This is a genomic window from Salmonella sp. A7, from assembly GCF_020181675.1.
Classification (GTDB): Bacteria; Pseudomonadota; Gammaproteobacteria; order Enterobacterales; family Enterobacteriaceae; genus Salmonella; species Salmonella enterica.
Genome location: NZ_CP084001.1, coordinates 2,426,392 through 2,442,839, shown reverse-complemented (window position 1 = coordinate 2,442,839; position 16,448 = coordinate 2,426,392). Strand labels below are relative to the sequence as shown.

Annotated in this window: 12 protein-coding genes; 3 read left to right on the top strand and 9 right to left on the bottom strand. The window is 52.2% G+C overall.

What is annotated here, in order from left to right; all coding sequences use genetic code 11:
* Positions 1 to 48: 48 nt before the first annotated feature.
* Positions 49 to 1,557: a YdgA family protein gene (locus LCS67_RS11945; RefSeq protein WP_000753334.1), complete on the bottom strand. Its 1,509-nt coding sequence runs from the start codon at positions 1,555 to 1,557 to the stop codon at positions 49 to 51.
* Positions 1,558 to 1,659: 102 nt separating this feature from the next.
* Positions 1,660 to 2,835 carry a mannose-6-phosphate isomerase gene (gene manA, locus LCS67_RS11940; protein ID WP_001170625.1) on the bottom strand — a complete coding sequence of 392 codons (1,176 nt, stop codon included), beginning with the start codon at positions 2,833 to 2,835 and terminating at the stop codon, positions 1,660 to 1,662.
* A gap of 199 nt (positions 2,836 to 3,034) precedes the next feature.
* On the opposite strand from manA, the gene fumB reads away from it, so the two are divergent.
* Both fumB and fumC read left to right on the top strand, forming a co-directional pair.
* A complete protein-coding gene (gene fumB, locus LCS67_RS11935) occupies positions 3,035 to 4,681 on the top strand; it encodes a class I fumarate hydratase (RefSeq protein ID WP_000066609.1) in 1,647 nt (548 codons plus the stop codon).
* A gap of 167 nt (positions 4,682 to 4,848) precedes the next feature.
* Positions 4,849 to 6,252: a class II fumarate hydratase gene (fumC, locus tag LCS67_RS11930; RefSeq protein WP_000259117.1), complete on the top strand. Its 1,404-nt coding sequence runs from the start codon at positions 4,849 to 4,851 to the stop codon at positions 6,250 to 6,252.
* Here fumC and tus read toward each other — a convergent pair.
* The 5 genes from tus to rstA form a co-directional block, all read right to left on the bottom strand.
* Positions 6,249 to 7,178, bottom strand: coding sequence for a DNA replication terminus site-binding protein (gene tus, locus LCS67_RS11925; RefSeq protein ID WP_001611779.1), 930 nt, complete (start codon positions 7,176 to 7,178; stop codon positions 6,249 to 6,251). The genes fumC and tus overlap by 4 nt on opposite strands.
* A gap of 75 nt (positions 7,179 to 7,253) precedes the next feature.
* Positions 7,254 to 8,555 (bottom strand): two-component system sensor histidine kinase RstB, encoded by a 1,302-nt coding sequence (gene rstB, locus LCS67_RS11920; protein ID WP_000732940.1) that lies wholly within the window; start codon positions 8,553 to 8,555, stop codon positions 7,254 to 7,256.
* A 110-nt stretch (positions 8,556 to 8,665) separates the two neighbouring features.
* The gene (locus LCS67_RS11915) at positions 8,666 to 10,372 is read right to left on the bottom strand and encodes an amidohydrolase (protein ID WP_077911099.1); all 1,707 of its coding nucleotides are present in this window, start codon (positions 10,370 to 10,372) and stop codon (positions 8,666 to 8,668) included.
* Positions 10,373 to 10,524: 152 nt separating this feature from the next.
* Complete coding sequence (gene ompC, locus LCS67_RS11910) at positions 10,525 to 11,667, bottom strand: porin OmpC (protein WP_000824337.1); 1,143 nt, start codon at positions 11,665 to 11,667, stop codon at positions 10,525 to 10,527.
* A gap of 478 nt (positions 11,668 to 12,145) precedes the next feature.
* Positions 12,146 to 12,877, bottom strand: a complete 732-nt coding sequence (gene rstA / locus LCS67_RS11905; RefSeq protein WP_001080048.1) for a two-component system response regulator RstA — start codon at positions 12,875 to 12,877, stop codon at positions 12,146 to 12,148.
* A 126-nt stretch (positions 12,878 to 13,003) separates the two neighbouring features.
* Between rstA and LCS67_RS11900 the strand changes: the two genes are divergently transcribed.
* Positions 13,004 to 13,339 (top strand): GlpM family protein, encoded by a 336-nt coding sequence (locus LCS67_RS11900; RefSeq protein ID WP_000524877.1) that lies wholly within the window; start codon positions 13,004 to 13,006, stop codon positions 13,337 to 13,339.
* Positions 13,340 to 13,400: 61 nt separating this feature from the next.
* On the opposite strand, the gene LCS67_RS11895 is transcribed toward LCS67_RS11900, so the two are convergent.
* On the bottom strand, positions 13,401 to 14,783 hold the full coding sequence (locus LCS67_RS11895) for an amino acid permease (protein WP_000412353.1): 1,383 nt from the start codon (positions 14,781 to 14,783) through the stop codon (positions 13,401 to 13,403).
* A 297-nt stretch (positions 14,784 to 15,080) separates the two neighbouring features.
* Positions 15,081 to 16,025: a DUF1471 family protein YdgH gene (gene ydgH, locus LCS67_RS11890; protein WP_000769292.1), complete on the bottom strand. Its 945-nt coding sequence runs from the start codon at positions 16,023 to 16,025 to the stop codon at positions 15,081 to 15,083.
* Between the last annotated feature and the right edge of the window lie 423 nt (positions 16,026 to 16,448).

The window sequence follows — 16,448 nt, the reverse complement described above, 5'->3', positions numbered from 1 at the left end:
GTCGTTCGGCGCAGACCGGGTGCAGCGTCGCGGCACCCGGCAAGGCGATTACTGTTGAGGCAGCGCCGGAACGTCCGGAACGGAAAGCGCCGGCATCCCAAACAGGCCGACAAAGTCTTCCAACGGCATTTTTTGTCCGTTGAGCGTGATCTGGCCATTGGCATACTGCAAACTGGAGGCGATAGTATTATCCTTCAGCGTTGTCAGTCGGAACATCTGACCCATTGCGGACAGCCCCTGCACCTGCTGTTTTGCCAGTTTTTCCGCATCATCCTGCTGATAGCCTTCCAGTTTTGCTATCTGCGTCATAAATTCGACCGCCATGTCCATCGGAATTGCCAGTTTCGCATCCAGCGATTTCACGGAGCGGTCGACTTCCTGCGCCAGCGTTTGCGGTTGTGCCGTTGTGGTTGCCGGATCTTTGAGGAACAGCGACAGATTCAGCGTGGTTTCCCCTTTGGCGTTTTTCCAGCTAAGCGGCGCCAGGGTCAGTACCGGATCGCCTTTTAACAGCACGGGGAGAGCGCTAAAGAACGCTTCAGTGACTTTTTGCTGATAAAGCTCAGGATTCTGCGCCACGTCCGGCTGATTCAACAGCGCCTGCGTTTGCGCATGATATTGCTGACTAAACTGGTGCCAGGCTTCGCCGTCGATTTGACCGACTTTCAGCGTTAATTTACCGCTGCCCAAATCCTGATTCTGCACTTTCAGGCTGTTAAGCGAGTAATCTAACTGGCTGTTAATGGTTTTCCCGTCGTTGACGAGATCGGACTTGCCGGCAATTTCCATCCCTTCCAGCACCGCCATCTCTTTACCCTCAATGGCGATGGACAGTTTATCCAGCGTTAACTTTTGGTCGCCTACACGCTCGCCAAAGCTTGCCAGCTTACTGGTACCGTCGGTTTTCAAATTATTAAAGGTGAGTTGTACCTTCTGATTATATTCGTTAACGGCATCGACCAGGCCGCTCTGCGCTTCGCCCGACAGCGAAACCACATTACCGTCTTTATCGGCGTTAAGCTGGAACTCGCCGCCGCTAAAGGCGACCTTTTCACCGGCATTCTCGTAGTTTAACGGCTTGAGAGAGATATCGGAGCGGGTATCGCCGCCATAACCAATGCGGGTATTGATAACAAAGGGCGTGTCGCCTTTCGCGATATCAAAGAGGGGTTTTGCCGCATCGTTATTCACCAGAGTGGTTTTTACCGACGCCATAGAAGGGATCAGATTGAGCGTTTTGAGCTGGGCGAGCGGGAAGGGGCCATGTGAAACGGACTCGTCCAGCACAATGCTTTGCCCGGGTTTCAACCAGGTAGTGTCTGCGCCGGCAACCGGTTTGACAACAAGTTGCAGATGGCTACTGAACACGCCACGCTGGTAGTTTTGATAACTTAATTCGACACCGGCCTCCGGCGCAGTACGCTTGAGCTGTTCATTGGCCTGAGTCACCATTTCTGCAAGATGGTTCTCCAGCTTTTTCCCCGTATACCAGGCGCCGCCTGTCCAGACGATGCCAAGTGCAATTACTACACCTGCAGCTACCAGTGTTTTTTTCATATCAATTGTCCATAAAAATGAAACCAGGCGGATTAAACCGCCTGGAGGAGTTTTACGTCTGTTATAAGCTTAGCAAGAGTTGTTAAAAAATTCAGTACGTTGCTACAGCTTGTTATAAACACGCGCTAAACGGCCCGTGCCGCTGGCGTTAACCGGAGACTCATCCGCGCCGATAAAGGCAGATTCACCCGGCTTCAGTACCAGACGCTGTTCATCTTTACGTAACACCGCCTCACCCTCAACGCAGAATAGAATCGCGGCGCTGTGTTGGCCGATGCTCGTCTCCTGAAGCGCCAGGTCGTGCAGTGAAAAAGCAAAATCGTCAACCGGAATTGGGAAGTCCAGCTCCGCGCCGCTTTTTACCGGGGCAGTCAGCAACTCGCTGGCAGGCTTAGGTTCGAACTTCACGTTCGCGACCAGCTCAGGGATGTCGATATATTTTGGCGTAAGGCCAGCGCGCAGAACGTTATCGGAGTTCGCCATGACTTCCAGCGCAACGCCCTGCAGATAAGCGTGAGGCGTTTCGGCAAACAGGAACATCGCTTCGCCGGGATTCAGTTTGACCACATTCAGCAACAAAGGAGAGAAAAGCCCGCTGTCGTCAGGATAATACTCTGAAATCACGCGGATCGTTTGCCACGGTTCGCCTTGCTGGCTGTTAAGTGCCGCTTTGAGTACGGCTAACGCGCGGGATTTTTCTTCGCCTTGCATATTCAACAGGCTGGCGAAAAGCTGGCTCAGACGTTCAGCGTTTGGCGCCTGCAAAAAGTGGGCGATAGCGGAATGCGCGCCAGCGACAGGTTGCAGTAAAGAGACAATGTCAGAAAATTCGCGGAACGCGTTCATCGCCAGGAAAGGCGTCAGGGCAAAAACCAGCTCTGGTTTATGGTTAGGATCTTTATAGTTCCGCTCTGCGGCATCCATGGGGATACCCGCCGCATTTTCTTTCGCGAAACCGATTTCGGAGTTGCGTTTATTCGGGTGCACCTGAATAGAGAGCGGCTGCGCGGCGCACAGTACTTTAAACAGAAACGGCAGTTCGCCGAAACGGTTGGCTACCGCTTCGCCCAGCATGGCGGTTTTATTCTTTTCGATGGCGTCACGCAGGGAGACGGTTTCGCCGTTGGCGGTGGTGATTCGCGAGCTGCTTTTGGGATGCGCGCCCATCCAGAGTTCAGCCATTGGCTGCTGCTGCGGATTGGCGATGCCATAAAGTTCCGTTAACGCAGTTTTACTTCCCCAGGCATAGTTTTGCACTGAGTTAATGAGTTTTTGCATTATCAAGCCCTGTTTCAATGTGGAGATCAATGGGAGGTATTAAACCAAGAAACCCGCATGAAGTAACCTCCGGGCGTAAAAAGTCGTACTTGTCTCAGTTTTTGTTAAAAAATTGTGTAGGATAGTGTTACTCGCTTTGAGTCGGGCAATGGAACACCTGCCCAGAGAATAACCATACCGAGCGGTAAGTGAGAGCACAATGTCAAACAAACCCTTCTTTTATCAAGACCCTTTTCCCCTCAAAAAGGACGATACCGAGTACTACTTGTTGACCAGCGAACATGTTTCCGTCGCCGAATTTGAAGGACAAGAGATCCTGAAAGTCGCGCCGGAAGCGCTAACGCTGTTGGCGCGTCAGGCCTTCCACGATGCGTCTTTTATGCTACGTCCCGCGCATCAGCAGCAGGTGGCGGATATTCTGCGCGATCCGCAGGCCAGTGAAAACGACAAATATGTCGCGCTGCAATTCCTGCGAAACTCCGATATCGCGGCCAAGGGCGTGTTGCCCACCTGCCAGGATACCGGTACGGCCATTATTGTCGGCAAAAAAGGCCAACGCGTCTGGACTGGCGGAGGTGATGAAGCGGCGCTGGCTCGCGGCGTATATAACACCTATATCGAAGATAACCTGCGCTATTCGCAAAACGCGGCGCTGGATATGTACAAAGAGGTCAATACCGGTACTAACCTGCCGGCGCAGATCGATCTCTACAGCGTCGATGGCGATGAATATAAATTCCTCTGTATCGCTAAAGGCGGCGGATCGGCGAATAAAACCTACCTCTATCAGGAGACAAAAGCGCTTCTGACGCCGGGTAAGCTCAAAAATTATCTCGTTGATAAAATGCGTACGCTGGGTACCGCCGCCTGTCCGCCGTATCACATTGCGTTTGTCATTGGCGGCACCTCGGCGGAAGCGAACCTGAAGACCGTTAAGCTGGCCTCGGCAAAATACTATGATGCGCTACCGACCGAAGGCAATGAACACGGGCAGGCCTTCCGCGATATTGAACTGGAAAAAGAATTGTTGCTTGAGGCGCAAAATCTTGGCTTAGGCGCGCAGTTCGGCGGCAAATATTTCGCTCACGATATTCGTGTCATCCGATTGCCGCGTCACGGGGCATCGTGTCCGGTAGGTATGGGCGTATCCTGCTCCGCAGATCGAAACATTAAAGCGAAGATCAACCGGGAAGGGATCTGGATCGAGAAGCTGGAGCGCAATCCCGGTAAATATATTCCAGAGGCGCTGCGCCAGGCGGGAGAGGGCGAGGCGGTGCGCGTTGATCTTAACCGTCCCATGAGCGAGATACTGCAACAACTGTCGCAGTATCCGGTATCAACGCGCCTGTCGCTGAACGGCACGATTATTGTGGGCCGCGACATCGCGCACGCTAAACTGAAAGAACGGATGGACAGAGGCGAAGGTTTGCCGCAGTACATCAAAGATCATCCTATCTATTATGCGGGGCCGGCAAAAACGCCGGAAGGGTACGCCTCCGGGTCGCTTGGGCCGACTACCGCAGGACGGATGGACTCTTATGTTGATCAGCTCCAGTCGCAGGGCGGCAGTATGATCATGCTGGCGAAAGGCAACCGCAGCCAGCAGGTGACCGATGCCTGTAAGAAACATGGCGGCTTCTACCTGGGCAGTATCGGCGGCCCCGCAGCCGTTCTGGCGCAGGGTAGTATCAAGCGCCTGGAGTGCGTGGAATATCCTGAACTGGGTATGGAGGCTATCTGGAAAATTGAAGTGGAGGATTTTCCGGCCTTCATTCTGGTGGATGATAAAGGCAACGATTTCTTCCAGCAGATTCAGTCATCGCAGTGCGCGCGCTGCGTTAAGTAATGTCGCCGCCCTGCGGGGCGGTAACATGATTCGCTATTTTGCCGGAGAACGGCGCAAGCGCCTTATCCGGTCTACACCGTTGTGTTGTTATCGTTAATACTCATAAGACCGCAAACATGTGAGCAATATCGACACATGATCTCATCAACTTGAGTAAGGAGCAGGTAATGGTAACGGTACGCCGCGAGAAAGATTCAATGGGCGCGATTGAAGTCCCGGCAGATAAACTGTGGGGGGCGCAGACTCAACGTTCGCTGGAGCATTTTCGGATTTCCACGGAGAAAATGCCCGTCTCGCTCATTCACGCTCTGGCGTTGACCAAGCGCGCCGCTGCGAAGGTCAACCAGGACTTAGGGTTGTTGGCGGCGGAAAAAGCCAGCGCGATTATCCAGGCGGCTGATGAAGTGCTGGCGGGAAAACATGCTGATGAGTTTCCGCTGGCGATTTGGCAGACCGGGTCCGGTACGCAAAGCAACATGAATATGAATGAGGTGTTAGCGAACCGCGCCAGTGAAATTTTGGGCGGCGTTCGCGGTATGGAGCGCAAGGTGCATCCCAATGATGACGTCAATAAGAGTCAAAGCTCAAACGATGTGTTCCCAACCGCCATGCACGTGGCGGCGTTACTGGCGTTACGCGAACACCTCATCCCGCAATTATCCGCATTAACGGATACGCTTCGCGATAAATCCCACGCTTTCGCCGATATTGTCAAAATTGGCCGTACTCACCTGCAGGACGCGACGCCGCTCACCTTAGGCCAGGAGATTTCCGGTTGGGTAGCCATGCTGGAACATAACCTCAGGCACATTGAGCACAGTTTACCGCACGTCGCGGAACTGGCGCTCGGCGGAACCGCAGTAGGGACAGGGCTTAATACCCACCCGGAATATGCCCGGCGCGTGGCCGAGGAACTGGCGACGATTACCGCGGCGCCGTTTGTTACCGCCCCGAATAAATTCGAAGCGCTGGCGACCTGTGACGCGTTGGTACAGGCGCATGGCGCATTAAAAGGGCTGGCGGCCTCGCTGATGAAAATCGCCAACGATGTTCGCTGGCTGGCATCCGGCCCGCGCTGCGGCATTGGCGAGATTGCTATCCCTGAGAATGAGCCGGGCAGTTCCATTATGCCTGGTAAAGTGAACCCGACCCAGTGTGAAGCGGTAACGATGCTATGTTGCCAGGTGATGGGTAACGATGTGGCCATCAATATGGGGGGCGCATCGGGCAACTTTGAGCTCAACGTCTATCGTCCGATGGTTATTCATAATTTTCTGCAAACGGTGCGCCTGCTGGCCGATGGCATGGCGAGTTTCAATCAACACTGTGCATCAGGAATCGAGCCAAACCGCGAGCGTATTACGCAGTTGCTGAATGAGTCGCTGATGCTGGTCACTGCGCTGAATACGCACATCGGTTACGATAAAGCGGCGGAGATTGCGAAGAAGGCGCATAAAGAAGGGCTGACGCTCAAAGCCTCAGCCGTGGCATTAGGATATCTTAGCGATGAGGAGTTCGACGCCTGGGTACGTCCGGAATTGATGGTTGGCAGTATGACGCCGGGACGTTAATCCGCCACATACAGGTGCAGTCGCGGAATAATCAGTCGCAGCGGCTGCGCCTGTGGTTTAAAACGGTGCTGAATATTATCGGCGTCATAGTTTTCCAGCCCGCCAATATCCGGCACGCCAGCGCCGTTGTCCGTGTTGATTAATGCGATAATCGGCGTGGGGCAGGCGTGTTGCACCTGTTTCTGCTGGCCTTTATACCAGATGCGGGCGATCGGCTGTACTTTAACCGGACGCTTAATCTTGAGTCGGGCCTGCTGCGGTAAGGCAGCGATATCCTGATATTCCCGTTCCAGCTTGAATTGCCATTGTTCGCGCGTCCACGGCGGGACGCTGCGCGGCGACGCGAGGCTTTTTTTCAACTGGCTCAGAACCTCATCCCGGCTTAAATTTTTAATAATATGTTTATTTGCCCAGCCGAAACGTATGGTGGCGGGGTTATTGATAAGCGTCAGCGTGCGGTAAGCGTTCAGCGTAATTAAGCCGGGTAGATGCCGATGCACCCACTCAAAACGTGCCGCTGAGGGAAGACCGGACTCTACCGTAACCATCTGCTCGAAGGTGGTTTTCAACTGGTTAATGCGCTGTACCTGATTTTCCAGATCTAACTGTATCGCATTATCCACTTGATAGCATAAGACGCCAGGCAGGCGGACGGCGGCTTTACTGCTGCGGTTTTCGGACTGCTGTTGAATAAACAAATGGCGATAGTGATGTAGCGCCAGCGCTTCGGCCTCTTTCCCCAGATATTGCGTTACCTCGATAGTATCCAGCGGCGCATGTTCCGCCTCTTTGGTCACCTGCGGCAGTGAAAAGACACGGGCGATAAGTAGCGAATGCTGCTGTAGATTATCCGTCAGCGCCGCCAGGTGTTGTTCTATCTGGCGAAAAGTGCCATTCAGGCGTTCAACGAGATCGTAGCGGGACATGGTATCATTCACTTTAGTTACAACATACTATCTGTATAGCACAGTTCCCGCCGCTCAACCAGCGTGCAAAATGCGTCAGGCAGCGGTCATGTCGGGCATCGCGTGCCAGACCGGCCAGCGAAAGCTAAATTTTGCGCCGCCCAGTTCGCTCTCGTCACAGACGACGCTACCGCCCATCGCCAGGGCGATAGAGTGTACGATGGCGAGTCCAAGCCCGCAGCCGCCTGTCGCCCGATCTCTACTGGGGTCGAGTCTGACAAAAGGTTCAAATATGCGCTCACGCGCATCCGCTTCAATGCCGGGGCCATCATCTTCGACTATCAATGTTGCCTGACTGCCGTCGAGTAACAGACTGACCTGAACGGTGGTACGACTGTAGCGCAACGCATTATTCAGCAGGTTATCCAGCACTCGCGACATTAACCGCATATCAAGCGCGCCATAATCGCCGATTACAGATGTGAGAAGGTTTACGGCACGTTCCGGGGTCACGCTCTGCACATCCTGCAAATGCGCGAGCAACCAGGCGGGGAGGTCGGGTTCGGTCAACATCAGTTCATTTTGTGGTCGGTCAAGGCGCGCATAGGTGAGCAGTTCTTCAATCAGCGCTTCCAGTTGACCAATATCGCGATTGAGCGCCTGTGATTCCGGCAGTGTCAGATTTTCACTCATTTCAAGCCGATAGCGTAAACGTACCAGCGGCGTGCGAAGTTCGTGGGCGATACCGTCAATCAGCTGTTTTTTACTGGCGATCAGAGCATTAATATTATCCGCCATCTGGTTGAACGCGACGCCCAGACGTTCGAAACTGGAGCCATTATCGAAGTGCAGGCGTTCAGTCAAATGACCCTCGCCAAAGCGCTGCGCGGCGGATTCGAGCCTGAGCATTTCTTGCCAGTGCGGGCGCATCCAGATAAACACAGGAAAGGCGAGAGAAAAGGCAATGAGCGCCATTAAGGCGATATCCAGCAGTCGCATTTGATGCAGGAAATAGAGATAGGGAACCGGGCCAACCGCCAGGACGTAATGGCTGCGCGGGATACGTTGAATAAAGGTGTATTGATCGTCAAGCGCGACAATATCGCCTTCACGCAGTCGCTGCGTGGTGGCGGCATCAAGCTTATAGTGATTTAACGGTTCAACGCGTAAATCGAAAGAGAGGTTCAGGTCCATCTCTTTTAACGTTTTCCCCCATTCACGCGGCGGGATTTCCCGCAGTTCGCTGCGCATCAGATAGAGCGAACTTTTCATCAGATCGTCGAGCGATTGCCTGCCCGCGCGTTCGGCGGTGAATTTGTACACCAGTCCGACCAATAAGGTCATGACCAGAAAACAGACGAACAGCAAAAGGTAAAACTGCACAAACAGCTTTTTCATCAACGCCCACCGGATCTTAATACATTAGCTCTATCGCGCGCTGACGGAAAAGATTTCCCGTCAGCGCCGCTGGTGGGTTATAAAAGCAGGCTTTGCGTCAACTGACAACCTCATTGTCCGGCGTTAAGGTCCGGACTTTCGTGAACAATGCGTCCATCGACAAGCGTCAAAACAGCGCGAATGGTATCAATTCTGTCTTCCGGCATCGTCATAAATGGCTGATTGAGTACCGCCAGATCGGCCTGTTTTCCGACGCTAAGCTGGCCCCGGTGTTGTTCGGCAAAGGCGAGCCAGGCGGCATGACGTGTATATAACGCTAGCGCTTCCAGACGCGTGAGCCGCTCGCTGGCGGGTTTACGCACGGAACCGCCTGACGCTATACCGGTGATATGATATTCGATAGCGTGCCAGACACCGGCAATGCCAATACGCGTCGAATCGGTGCCGCCAGCTACGACAAGCCCTTTATCCAGCGCCAGTCGAACCGGCGGCGAATTGTCCGTCGCGCCGGGTGGATTGGCGTCACGGATGGCAAGCCCCTCAAAGTAAGGCCCCATTTGCACAGTGTATGCCAGACCCAGCTTACGCATTCGCTCAAGCGTCTGTGGCGAACCGGTATTCAGGTGCGCAATAGACCAGCGGAGAGGGCGCAGATCGTACTGCTGCGCTACCTGCTCAAAAATCGTCAATATCGCGTCGGCGCTGTCATCGGTATAGGCGTGGATCTCAAGCGGTATTCCCCGTTTTGCCGCAAACGTCGCGACCTGGCGAAGCGCGGTTTTGTCCTGCTCTGAGGAAGAAAATCCTGGGGCCATCCGCACGCCGTCATTCATTCCGGCCACCAGGCTTTCCCCCAGGCCAAGAAAAGCCAGTTGCCCGTCATCGGCACGCGCCGGGCGGAAGGCCATCAGGTTGCTGAACCACTGCGCTTCATGACCTTTCGCTTCCGGCTGTACCGGAATGCGATACCCCACGCGCAGCGGTAAATCCCCCTGGTTTCGCATTGCAAATAAAGGCTCATAAGCGGCGGCAGGCCCGGCAGAGGGGTCAATGATGCCGGTCACGCCGCGAGCGTTCATATCAGCGAAAAATTGTCGCAGACCGCTCTCGCGATCGGCGTTACTACTTATGCTGGCAAAAAGCTGGTTAAACGCGGCGATGTCACCAAATAATTTCCCCGTGGCGCTACCTTTTGCGTCGCGCTCTACGCGGATTCCCGCTAAATCAGGAGGAGGGGTGTCGTTAAGGCCAAGTACGTCTATACCGCGCTGATTCACTAACGCATAGTCGTAAAGATACTGAATATAAGCCGGATGATCGGGAAGGGCGTGACTCAGTTCGGCTACCGTCGGCGCCCGGTTTTCTGCAAATTGTGCCGGTATCCACGATCCCACTACGGCTACCCATTGATCGTGGGGACGACGGTTAGCGTCGGCGCGTAATTTATCCAGCGCGTCTTTAAGCGAAGGGCTGTTGTACCAGTAGGTTTCGAATGTCCAGGTTTGTCCGCCGCGAATGGCGTGGATGTGGGTATCGGTCAGGCCGGGTATCACGGTTTTACCCTGTAAATCGATGGTACGGGTATGGTCGCCGCGCCATTCATCTGTCGCCGTATCATCGCCAATCGCCACAATCCGCGAGCCGGAAATCGCCAGCGCGCTGGCCTGCGGCTGGGCATCATTCAGAGTGATGATATTACCGTTATGCAAAATAATATCCGCTGCCGGGCGGGCGGCGGTGGCTGCGCCTGTGGCCGTGAGCAGAAAGAGAAGCGCGGTTCTGGAAAGCAGAGACGGGACGAGACTGATCATTAGCATGTTCCTTTTGTCGGGCGATAAGCAAACCATAGAGAGCGAACAAGAATCGTTCAATCCGTACCCAGGGAACAGTGCGTTCTGTTTTTAGAACGGTGGTGATGAAAAAAGAAAAGCCCGCCGAAACGGCGGGCTTGAGAAGAATTAATGAATAATTAGAACTGGTAAACCATACCCAGCGCGACAACGTCATCGGTATTAATGCCGTTATCTGCATAGAAGTTATCGTCGTCATCCAGCAGGTTGATTTTATAATCAACATAGGTGGAGAAGTTTTTGTTGAAATAGTAGGTAGCACCTACATCAGCATATTTAACCAAATCTTTGTCATCATTTACGCCGTTATTGACAAGGTCTTTACCTTTAGACATCAGGAAGGAAACTGCCGGACGTAAACCGAAATCAAATTGGTACTGCGCAGTAACTTCAAAGTTTTGTGTTTTATTAGCCACACCACCATGAGCATAAGAATCCAAAGAGCCATATGGCGTCATATTCCGGGTTTCAGAATACATAGTGGCTAAATAGATGTTGTTGGCATCATATTTCAAGCCAGCAGTCCATGCATCTGCTTTATCGCCTTTTGCATACTGTTCGCCACGCGAAACCTGATCGTTTGTACGGTCAGATGTTGTGTAAGCAGCACCTGCGCTAAAGCCCATGCCAAAATCGTAAGTGGTAGAAATACCAAAACCATCTCCGTTTTCTCTACGGAAATCGTCATCATCAGTACGGTTATTTGTACCTTCATTACCGTTACCGCTATTTTCATTATTGCCCTGGTATTGTAGAGCAAAACTCAGACCGTCTACCAGACCGAAGAAATCAGTGTTACGGTAGGTGGCCACGCCGTTAGCACGACCGGTCATGTAGTTGTCTGCGTAAGTATAGGAGTCGCCGCCGAACTCAGGCAGCATATCGGTCCAACCTTCCACGTCGTACAGGACGCCGTAGTTACGACCATAGTCGAATGAGCCGTAGTCGCCGAATTTCAGGCCGGCGAATGCCAGACGAGTCCAGGAATTAGCGCCTTCGCCTTCGGTAGTGTTAGCCTGAACGTTATATTCCCACTGGCCGTAACCGGTCAGTTGGTCGTTAATCTGCGTTTCGCCTTTAAAACCGAAACGAACATAGGTTTGGTCGCCGTCAGAGCCACTATTGTCAGAGAAATAGTGCAGGCCGTCTACTTTCCCGTAAAGGTCCAGCTTATTGCCGTCTTTGTTATAGACTTCAGCGGCGTGTGCCGCGCCAGCAGCCAGCAGAGCCGGGATGACAAGTGCCAATACTTTTCTTTTCATTTTTTTATCCTTAAAAACTTAACTTATTTGCAAAAGATTGAACTTCTACAGATTCGTTGAATCAAAGGCATCCTAATCTGAATAATATTATTTCAGCAAATGCTAACTTTTCTTATATGTTATTAATTAATACAAAAGTTACTATCGGAAACGCATATATTTATGGTGAATATATTTGTTATTATATATTCATGATTATGATTTGTTTGATTTCACAATTTGCGAAAAAAGACGGCAATATAGCGCCGGTCAGACATTCTGTTATCAATTTTGTGAACTGGCTTCGAGTTTTTTTAATTTAATTTTCTTGGGCGAAAAAGACGTAATGAAGAACCGCAACGCAGAGAAAACGGTAATAAAGGGGCCGTTTCGACTAATAAAAATAGCATTCATGTATACAATGTCTGTTTTTTGAACAGTGGCGGTGATGAGCATCGCCACTGTGATTTGATAAAGGCAGGTAAAATCTGCAGCTAACTTATCCCGTCGTTTCGTCCCAGGCATGAGGGGCAAAAAGATAGCCTTTATTGCGAATGGTCTTTATACGATAGGGCTCAGCAGCGCTATCCAGCAGTTTCTTACGCAGGCGGGAAATCGCCACATCCACGCTGCGATCCAGACCATCATAATTGACGCCGCGCAGCGTTTTTAGCAACGCGTCGCGATCCATAATTTGTCCGGCGTGTGTCGCCAGTTCCCAGAGCAATTCAAAATCGGCGGTGGAGAGCGATATGAAATCGCCGTTGAGCTGGACCGCCCGGTTAAGGGGATCGATGGTTAACGCGCCAAAACGCAGCGCTTTATGCGGCGTAAGCGCGCTCTCCTGAAGACTTTTTGCCTGTTGCGTTTGTTCGCTTTGCCGCAGGTGTAAGCGCAGACGCGCCAGCAAAACGGCCGGAGGCGTGGTTTTGAGGATGTAGTCGCAGGCGCCCATCTCCAGCGCCAGAATATGATTCATATCACTGTCCAGCGAGGTGAGCAGGACAATCGGGCCTTGCCAGCGGTGGCGTAAATCGCGGCATATCGTCATGCCATCTTTACCTGGAAGCATAATATCCAGTAAAACCAGATCGGGCTGAGTGGTGAGGATAAGATCCTCCGCCCGGTCACCACGCGGCTCAACAATGACATCAATATCATGTTTCGCCAGATAAGCGGCAATGAGAGAACCCACTTCAGCGTCGTCTTCAACAAATACAATGCGGTTCATATTATAAATGGAGAATAGAAAACGCCAACATACACCGCCTCTGTTTTCCCTTCCATAAATCTTTTCTAAACGAGAGCGGTTCCGTTATGCTACACGTTGTTGTTATTAGCGTGTTAAGGCAAGGTAATGGGACTCGTGATTAAAGCTGCCCTGGGGGCGCTGGTCGTCGTATTGATTGGTCTGCTGTCAAAAACGAAAAATTATTATATCGCCGGATTAATTCCTCTGTTTCCAACGTTTGCGCTTATCGCGCACTATATCGTGGCCAGCGAGCGGGGCATCGACGCGATGCGTACCACCATCGTCTTTAGCATGTGGTCGATCATTCCTTATTTCATTTATCTTGCAACACTATGGTATTTCAGCGGTGTGATGCGCCTACCCGTCGCGCTTGGCGGTGCGGTGGTCTGCTGGGGGCTAAGCGCGTGGCTGCTGATTTTTTGCTGGATTAAATGGCATTAATATTGGCAAAGACCGTGGTTTCCCCATCGTAATACAGACGGATATTACGATGGGGAGGTTGTTAACCCACCAGCATCCACGTAGCCGGAACCGCCGCGACCAGCAATAAACCAATCAGCACGACTTCCTGACGATTTAATACATTGTCATGCTTGTGCGTCCGACGCGCATACAGGAAAACCAGTAATCCAGGCGCGTACAGTACGACGGACAGCAGCAGGTGCATAGGGCCCGACGCATATAATAACCATAAGCCATAAATACAGGCTCCGATACCGACCGCCCGATGGAGGGGACGCGTTGCAATCTTCAGCAGAAATGCGCCGACCAGAAAGTAGGGCACCAGAATCATTTCTGACGCAATCGTCAATAGCGTGTTGTAGTCTGAACCGGTAAGCCAGATCAGCACCAGACAGATTTGCACACAGATATTGGTGAGCCATAACGACGCAGAAGGCGCGCCTTGCGCATTTTGTCGCGCGAAGATGCCCGGGAAGGATTTATAGGCTGCCGCCAGAAACGGCACCTCTGCCGCCATGATAGTCCAGCTTAGATAAGCCCCGCAGACAGACACAATCAGTCCCGCTGCAATAATAATTTCTCCCCACGGCCCCATCATTTTCACCATCAGACCGGCCATCGACGGGTTGCGCATCTCCGCCAGTTCCGGACGCGCAAGAACGCCAAGAGAAAGCAGCGTGACCAGGAGATATATTCCCAGCGCTGCGAGTACTGCCAGTAGCGTGGCGCGGCCTACATCGCGTTTATTTTTCGCTCGGGCCGAGACGACGACGGCGCCTTCAACGCCAATAAACACCCACAGCGTAATAAGCATGGTGTTCTTGACCTGTTCCCATACGGGAATACCGAGTTCAACACCGGTGAAGTCCAGTGTGAAGGTATCCAGTTTAAACATCATGATAGCCAGCACAATAAACGCGCCGAGCGGCAACAGTTTCGCCAGAGTCGCAACCAGATTGATGCTGGCTGCCGTTTGTACGCCGCGCAGGATGAGGAAATGGACAATCCAGAGCAGGACTGAAGCGCCGACAATAGCCTGCCAGGTATTACCGTCGCCAAACAGACGCAGCGCAGGCGTATCGGTAAAGAAACTCAGCGCTGAAAAGACGATAACCAAATAGGATACGTTGGCGATGACCGCGCACAGCCAATAGCCCCAGGCAGAACAAAAGCCAATCAGTTCGCCGAAGCCTTCGCGGGCGTAAGTAAAGATACCGCCGTCAAGCTCGGAGCGAATGCGTGTGAGGATTAACATGGCGAATGCCAGTAAGAGTATCCCCACGCCGGTAATGGCCCAGCCAATTAACAACGCAGCCGGACTGGCAACGGCGGCCATATTCTGGGGCAGACTGAAAACACCTGCGCCAAGCATTGAGCTTAAAACCAGCGCGGTCAGCGCGCTCAGTCCCAGTTTTTTTTCCATTGGTATCCAGCTATAAAAATGAAATTGGAAGAATAATTATTATGGCAAAACGCATAAAAATGGTGAAAGCCACTAAGGCGCGGGATTTTACGGAGAGAAGGGACCGCATGCAACGGCCTGGATAAGATTTATCGCCAAAAAAGCGAAAAGTGAGATTCATCGCGATATTTGACGGAACTGGCATCCCGCGAGAAAGTGCCTGATGGTGGCTTATCAGGCCTGCCGTTGAACGATCGTGTAGGCCTGATAAGGCAGGTATGCCGCCATCCGGCGAGAAGCCTGATGGCGACGCGCGCCTTATTTATAGAGGTCGGCGCTGATGGTGATGTTATTGCCGCGCTCCTGCCACTGACGCGTAATATGATAATACTTAGCGCCTTTCTTCGCCGCACGTTTGGCGACCTGGTAGGAGATTTCTGTCATATTGCCGTAGTTGCCGGTGAACTTAACGCTGTCGAAAGGCACCATCATCGCAGCCGTCGCTTTATTCAGCTCCTCAACTTTTGTGCCATCCGGAAGTGTGACAGTGTAACGCCCACCTTTGGTGGATTGCGTTTCGAAGAAACGGCCTACTTCGGCGCTCGGCGAGGCTGACGTAGCGACGCCTGGAATTTCGACTTTCTTCGCAGCTTCGCCGCCCTGAGCCAGCGCGGCGCGGCCAGCTTCAGAGTCTGCCGGAATAGCGTCCGGGCTCTGGACGATGCGTTTTTTCGCATCTTGTTTATAGATAAATGCAGTGATGCGCTGGTTTCCGCCCTGATTCGCATCCACCTGACGAACAATATAGAAAGCGTATGCGTCTTTCTGTTTCGCCGCTTTCGTAATGGCATCGTTAACTTCCGGCTGGCTGCGGTAGAAGCCCTGAACGGTGACGGTGTCATACGGTTCTAATTGTACGGCCTGGTCTTTCGGTAATTCCACGATGCCATTAATGACACGATTTTTGGGCGCGTCGGCTTTCGGCGCGTCGGCTTTATACACGTCCGCCACAACACGCCAGTTACCACTGTTGCCGAACTCCGAGGTGTCGACAACATAGAAGGAGGCTGCGCCTTCTTTATCTGCGCGGCGGGACACGGCGGAGACCGCATCGCCAATAGCATTAAAACGACCGGTAATAACGATGCGGTCATAAGGTTTTAGTGCAGCCGCTTGCTCCGGCGTCAGTTCTGTTGCTGCATGGACAGAAAAAGCAGCCGCAGAAAGCAGTGCCGACGCCAGGAGAGTGTTCTTAAGCTTCATAAAAATAATCCTTCGCCTTGCGCAAACCAGGTACTGGTATTGTTATTGACTAGAAACGTGGCTGATTATTGCATTTAAACCATATGGATGTCTGCGGGATTTTTCACGCATCGTGTCATGTATCCTATCTTTGATGATAACATTTACCGATATGTCGAAAAAAACGGCGTCCGGGCGGCTAAGCTAATGAAGCGCATGGATTTAATAAGTTAATTTAATGTTAATTTCTTGATCGCGCCAGGGGTTTAATGATGTTTTGCTGTCAAATTTGAGCGAATTATCAGCCCTCGCAGGCCATTTTCAAGGCATTATGGCTGCTTAGTGGCTGAATCGTTCATGTTTTGCAAATTTGATAAAAAATTCTGTTTTTTGGCGCTAGATCACAGGCGTTATTTTCAGTAGGTTATAGAGAGTTTGTAACGG

Coding starts and splice junctions, on each gene's coding strand:
- LCS67_RS11900 (WP_000524877.1), top strand. CDS start 13,004: ATGGGACTCGTGATTAAAGCTGCCCTGGGGGCGCTGGTCGTCGTATTG.
- fumB (WP_000066609.1), top strand. CDS start 3,035: ATGTCAAACAAACCCTTCTTTTATCAAGACCCTTTTCCCCTCAAAAAG.
- ydgH (WP_000769292.1), bottom strand. CDS start 16,025: ATGAAGCTTAAGAACACTCTCCTGGCGTCGGCACTGCTTTCTGCGGCT.
- LCS67_RS11945 (WP_000753334.1), bottom strand. CDS start 1,557: ATGAAAAAAACACTGGTAGCTGCAGGTGTAGTAATTGCACTTGGCATC.
- LCS67_RS11895 (WP_000412353.1), bottom strand. CDS start 14,783: ATGGAAAAAAAACTGGGACTGAGCGCGCTGACCGCGCTGGTTTTAAGC.
- ompC (WP_000824337.1), bottom strand. CDS start 11,667: ATGAAAAGAAAAGTATTGGCACTTGTCATCCCGGCTCTGCTGGCTGCT.
- fumC (WP_000259117.1), top strand. CDS start 4,849: ATGGTAACGGTACGCCGCGAGAAAGATTCAATGGGCGCGATTGAAGTC.
- rstA (WP_001080048.1), bottom strand. CDS start 12,877: ATGAACCGCATTGTATTTGTTGAAGACGACGCTGAAGTGGGTTCTCTC.
- rstB (WP_000732940.1), bottom strand. CDS start 8,555: ATGAAAAAGCTGTTTGTGCAGTTTTACCTTTTGCTGTTCGTCTGTTTT.
- tus (WP_001611779.1), bottom strand. CDS start 7,178: ATGTCCCGCTACGATCTCGTTGAACGCCTGAATGGCACTTTTCGCCAG.
- manA (WP_001170625.1), bottom strand. CDS start 2,835: ATGCAAAAACTCATTAACTCAGTGCAAAACTATGCCTGGGGAAGTAAA.
- LCS67_RS11915 (WP_077911099.1), bottom strand. CDS start 10,372: ATGCTAATGATCAGTCTCGTCCCGTCTCTGCTTTCCAGAACCGCGCTT.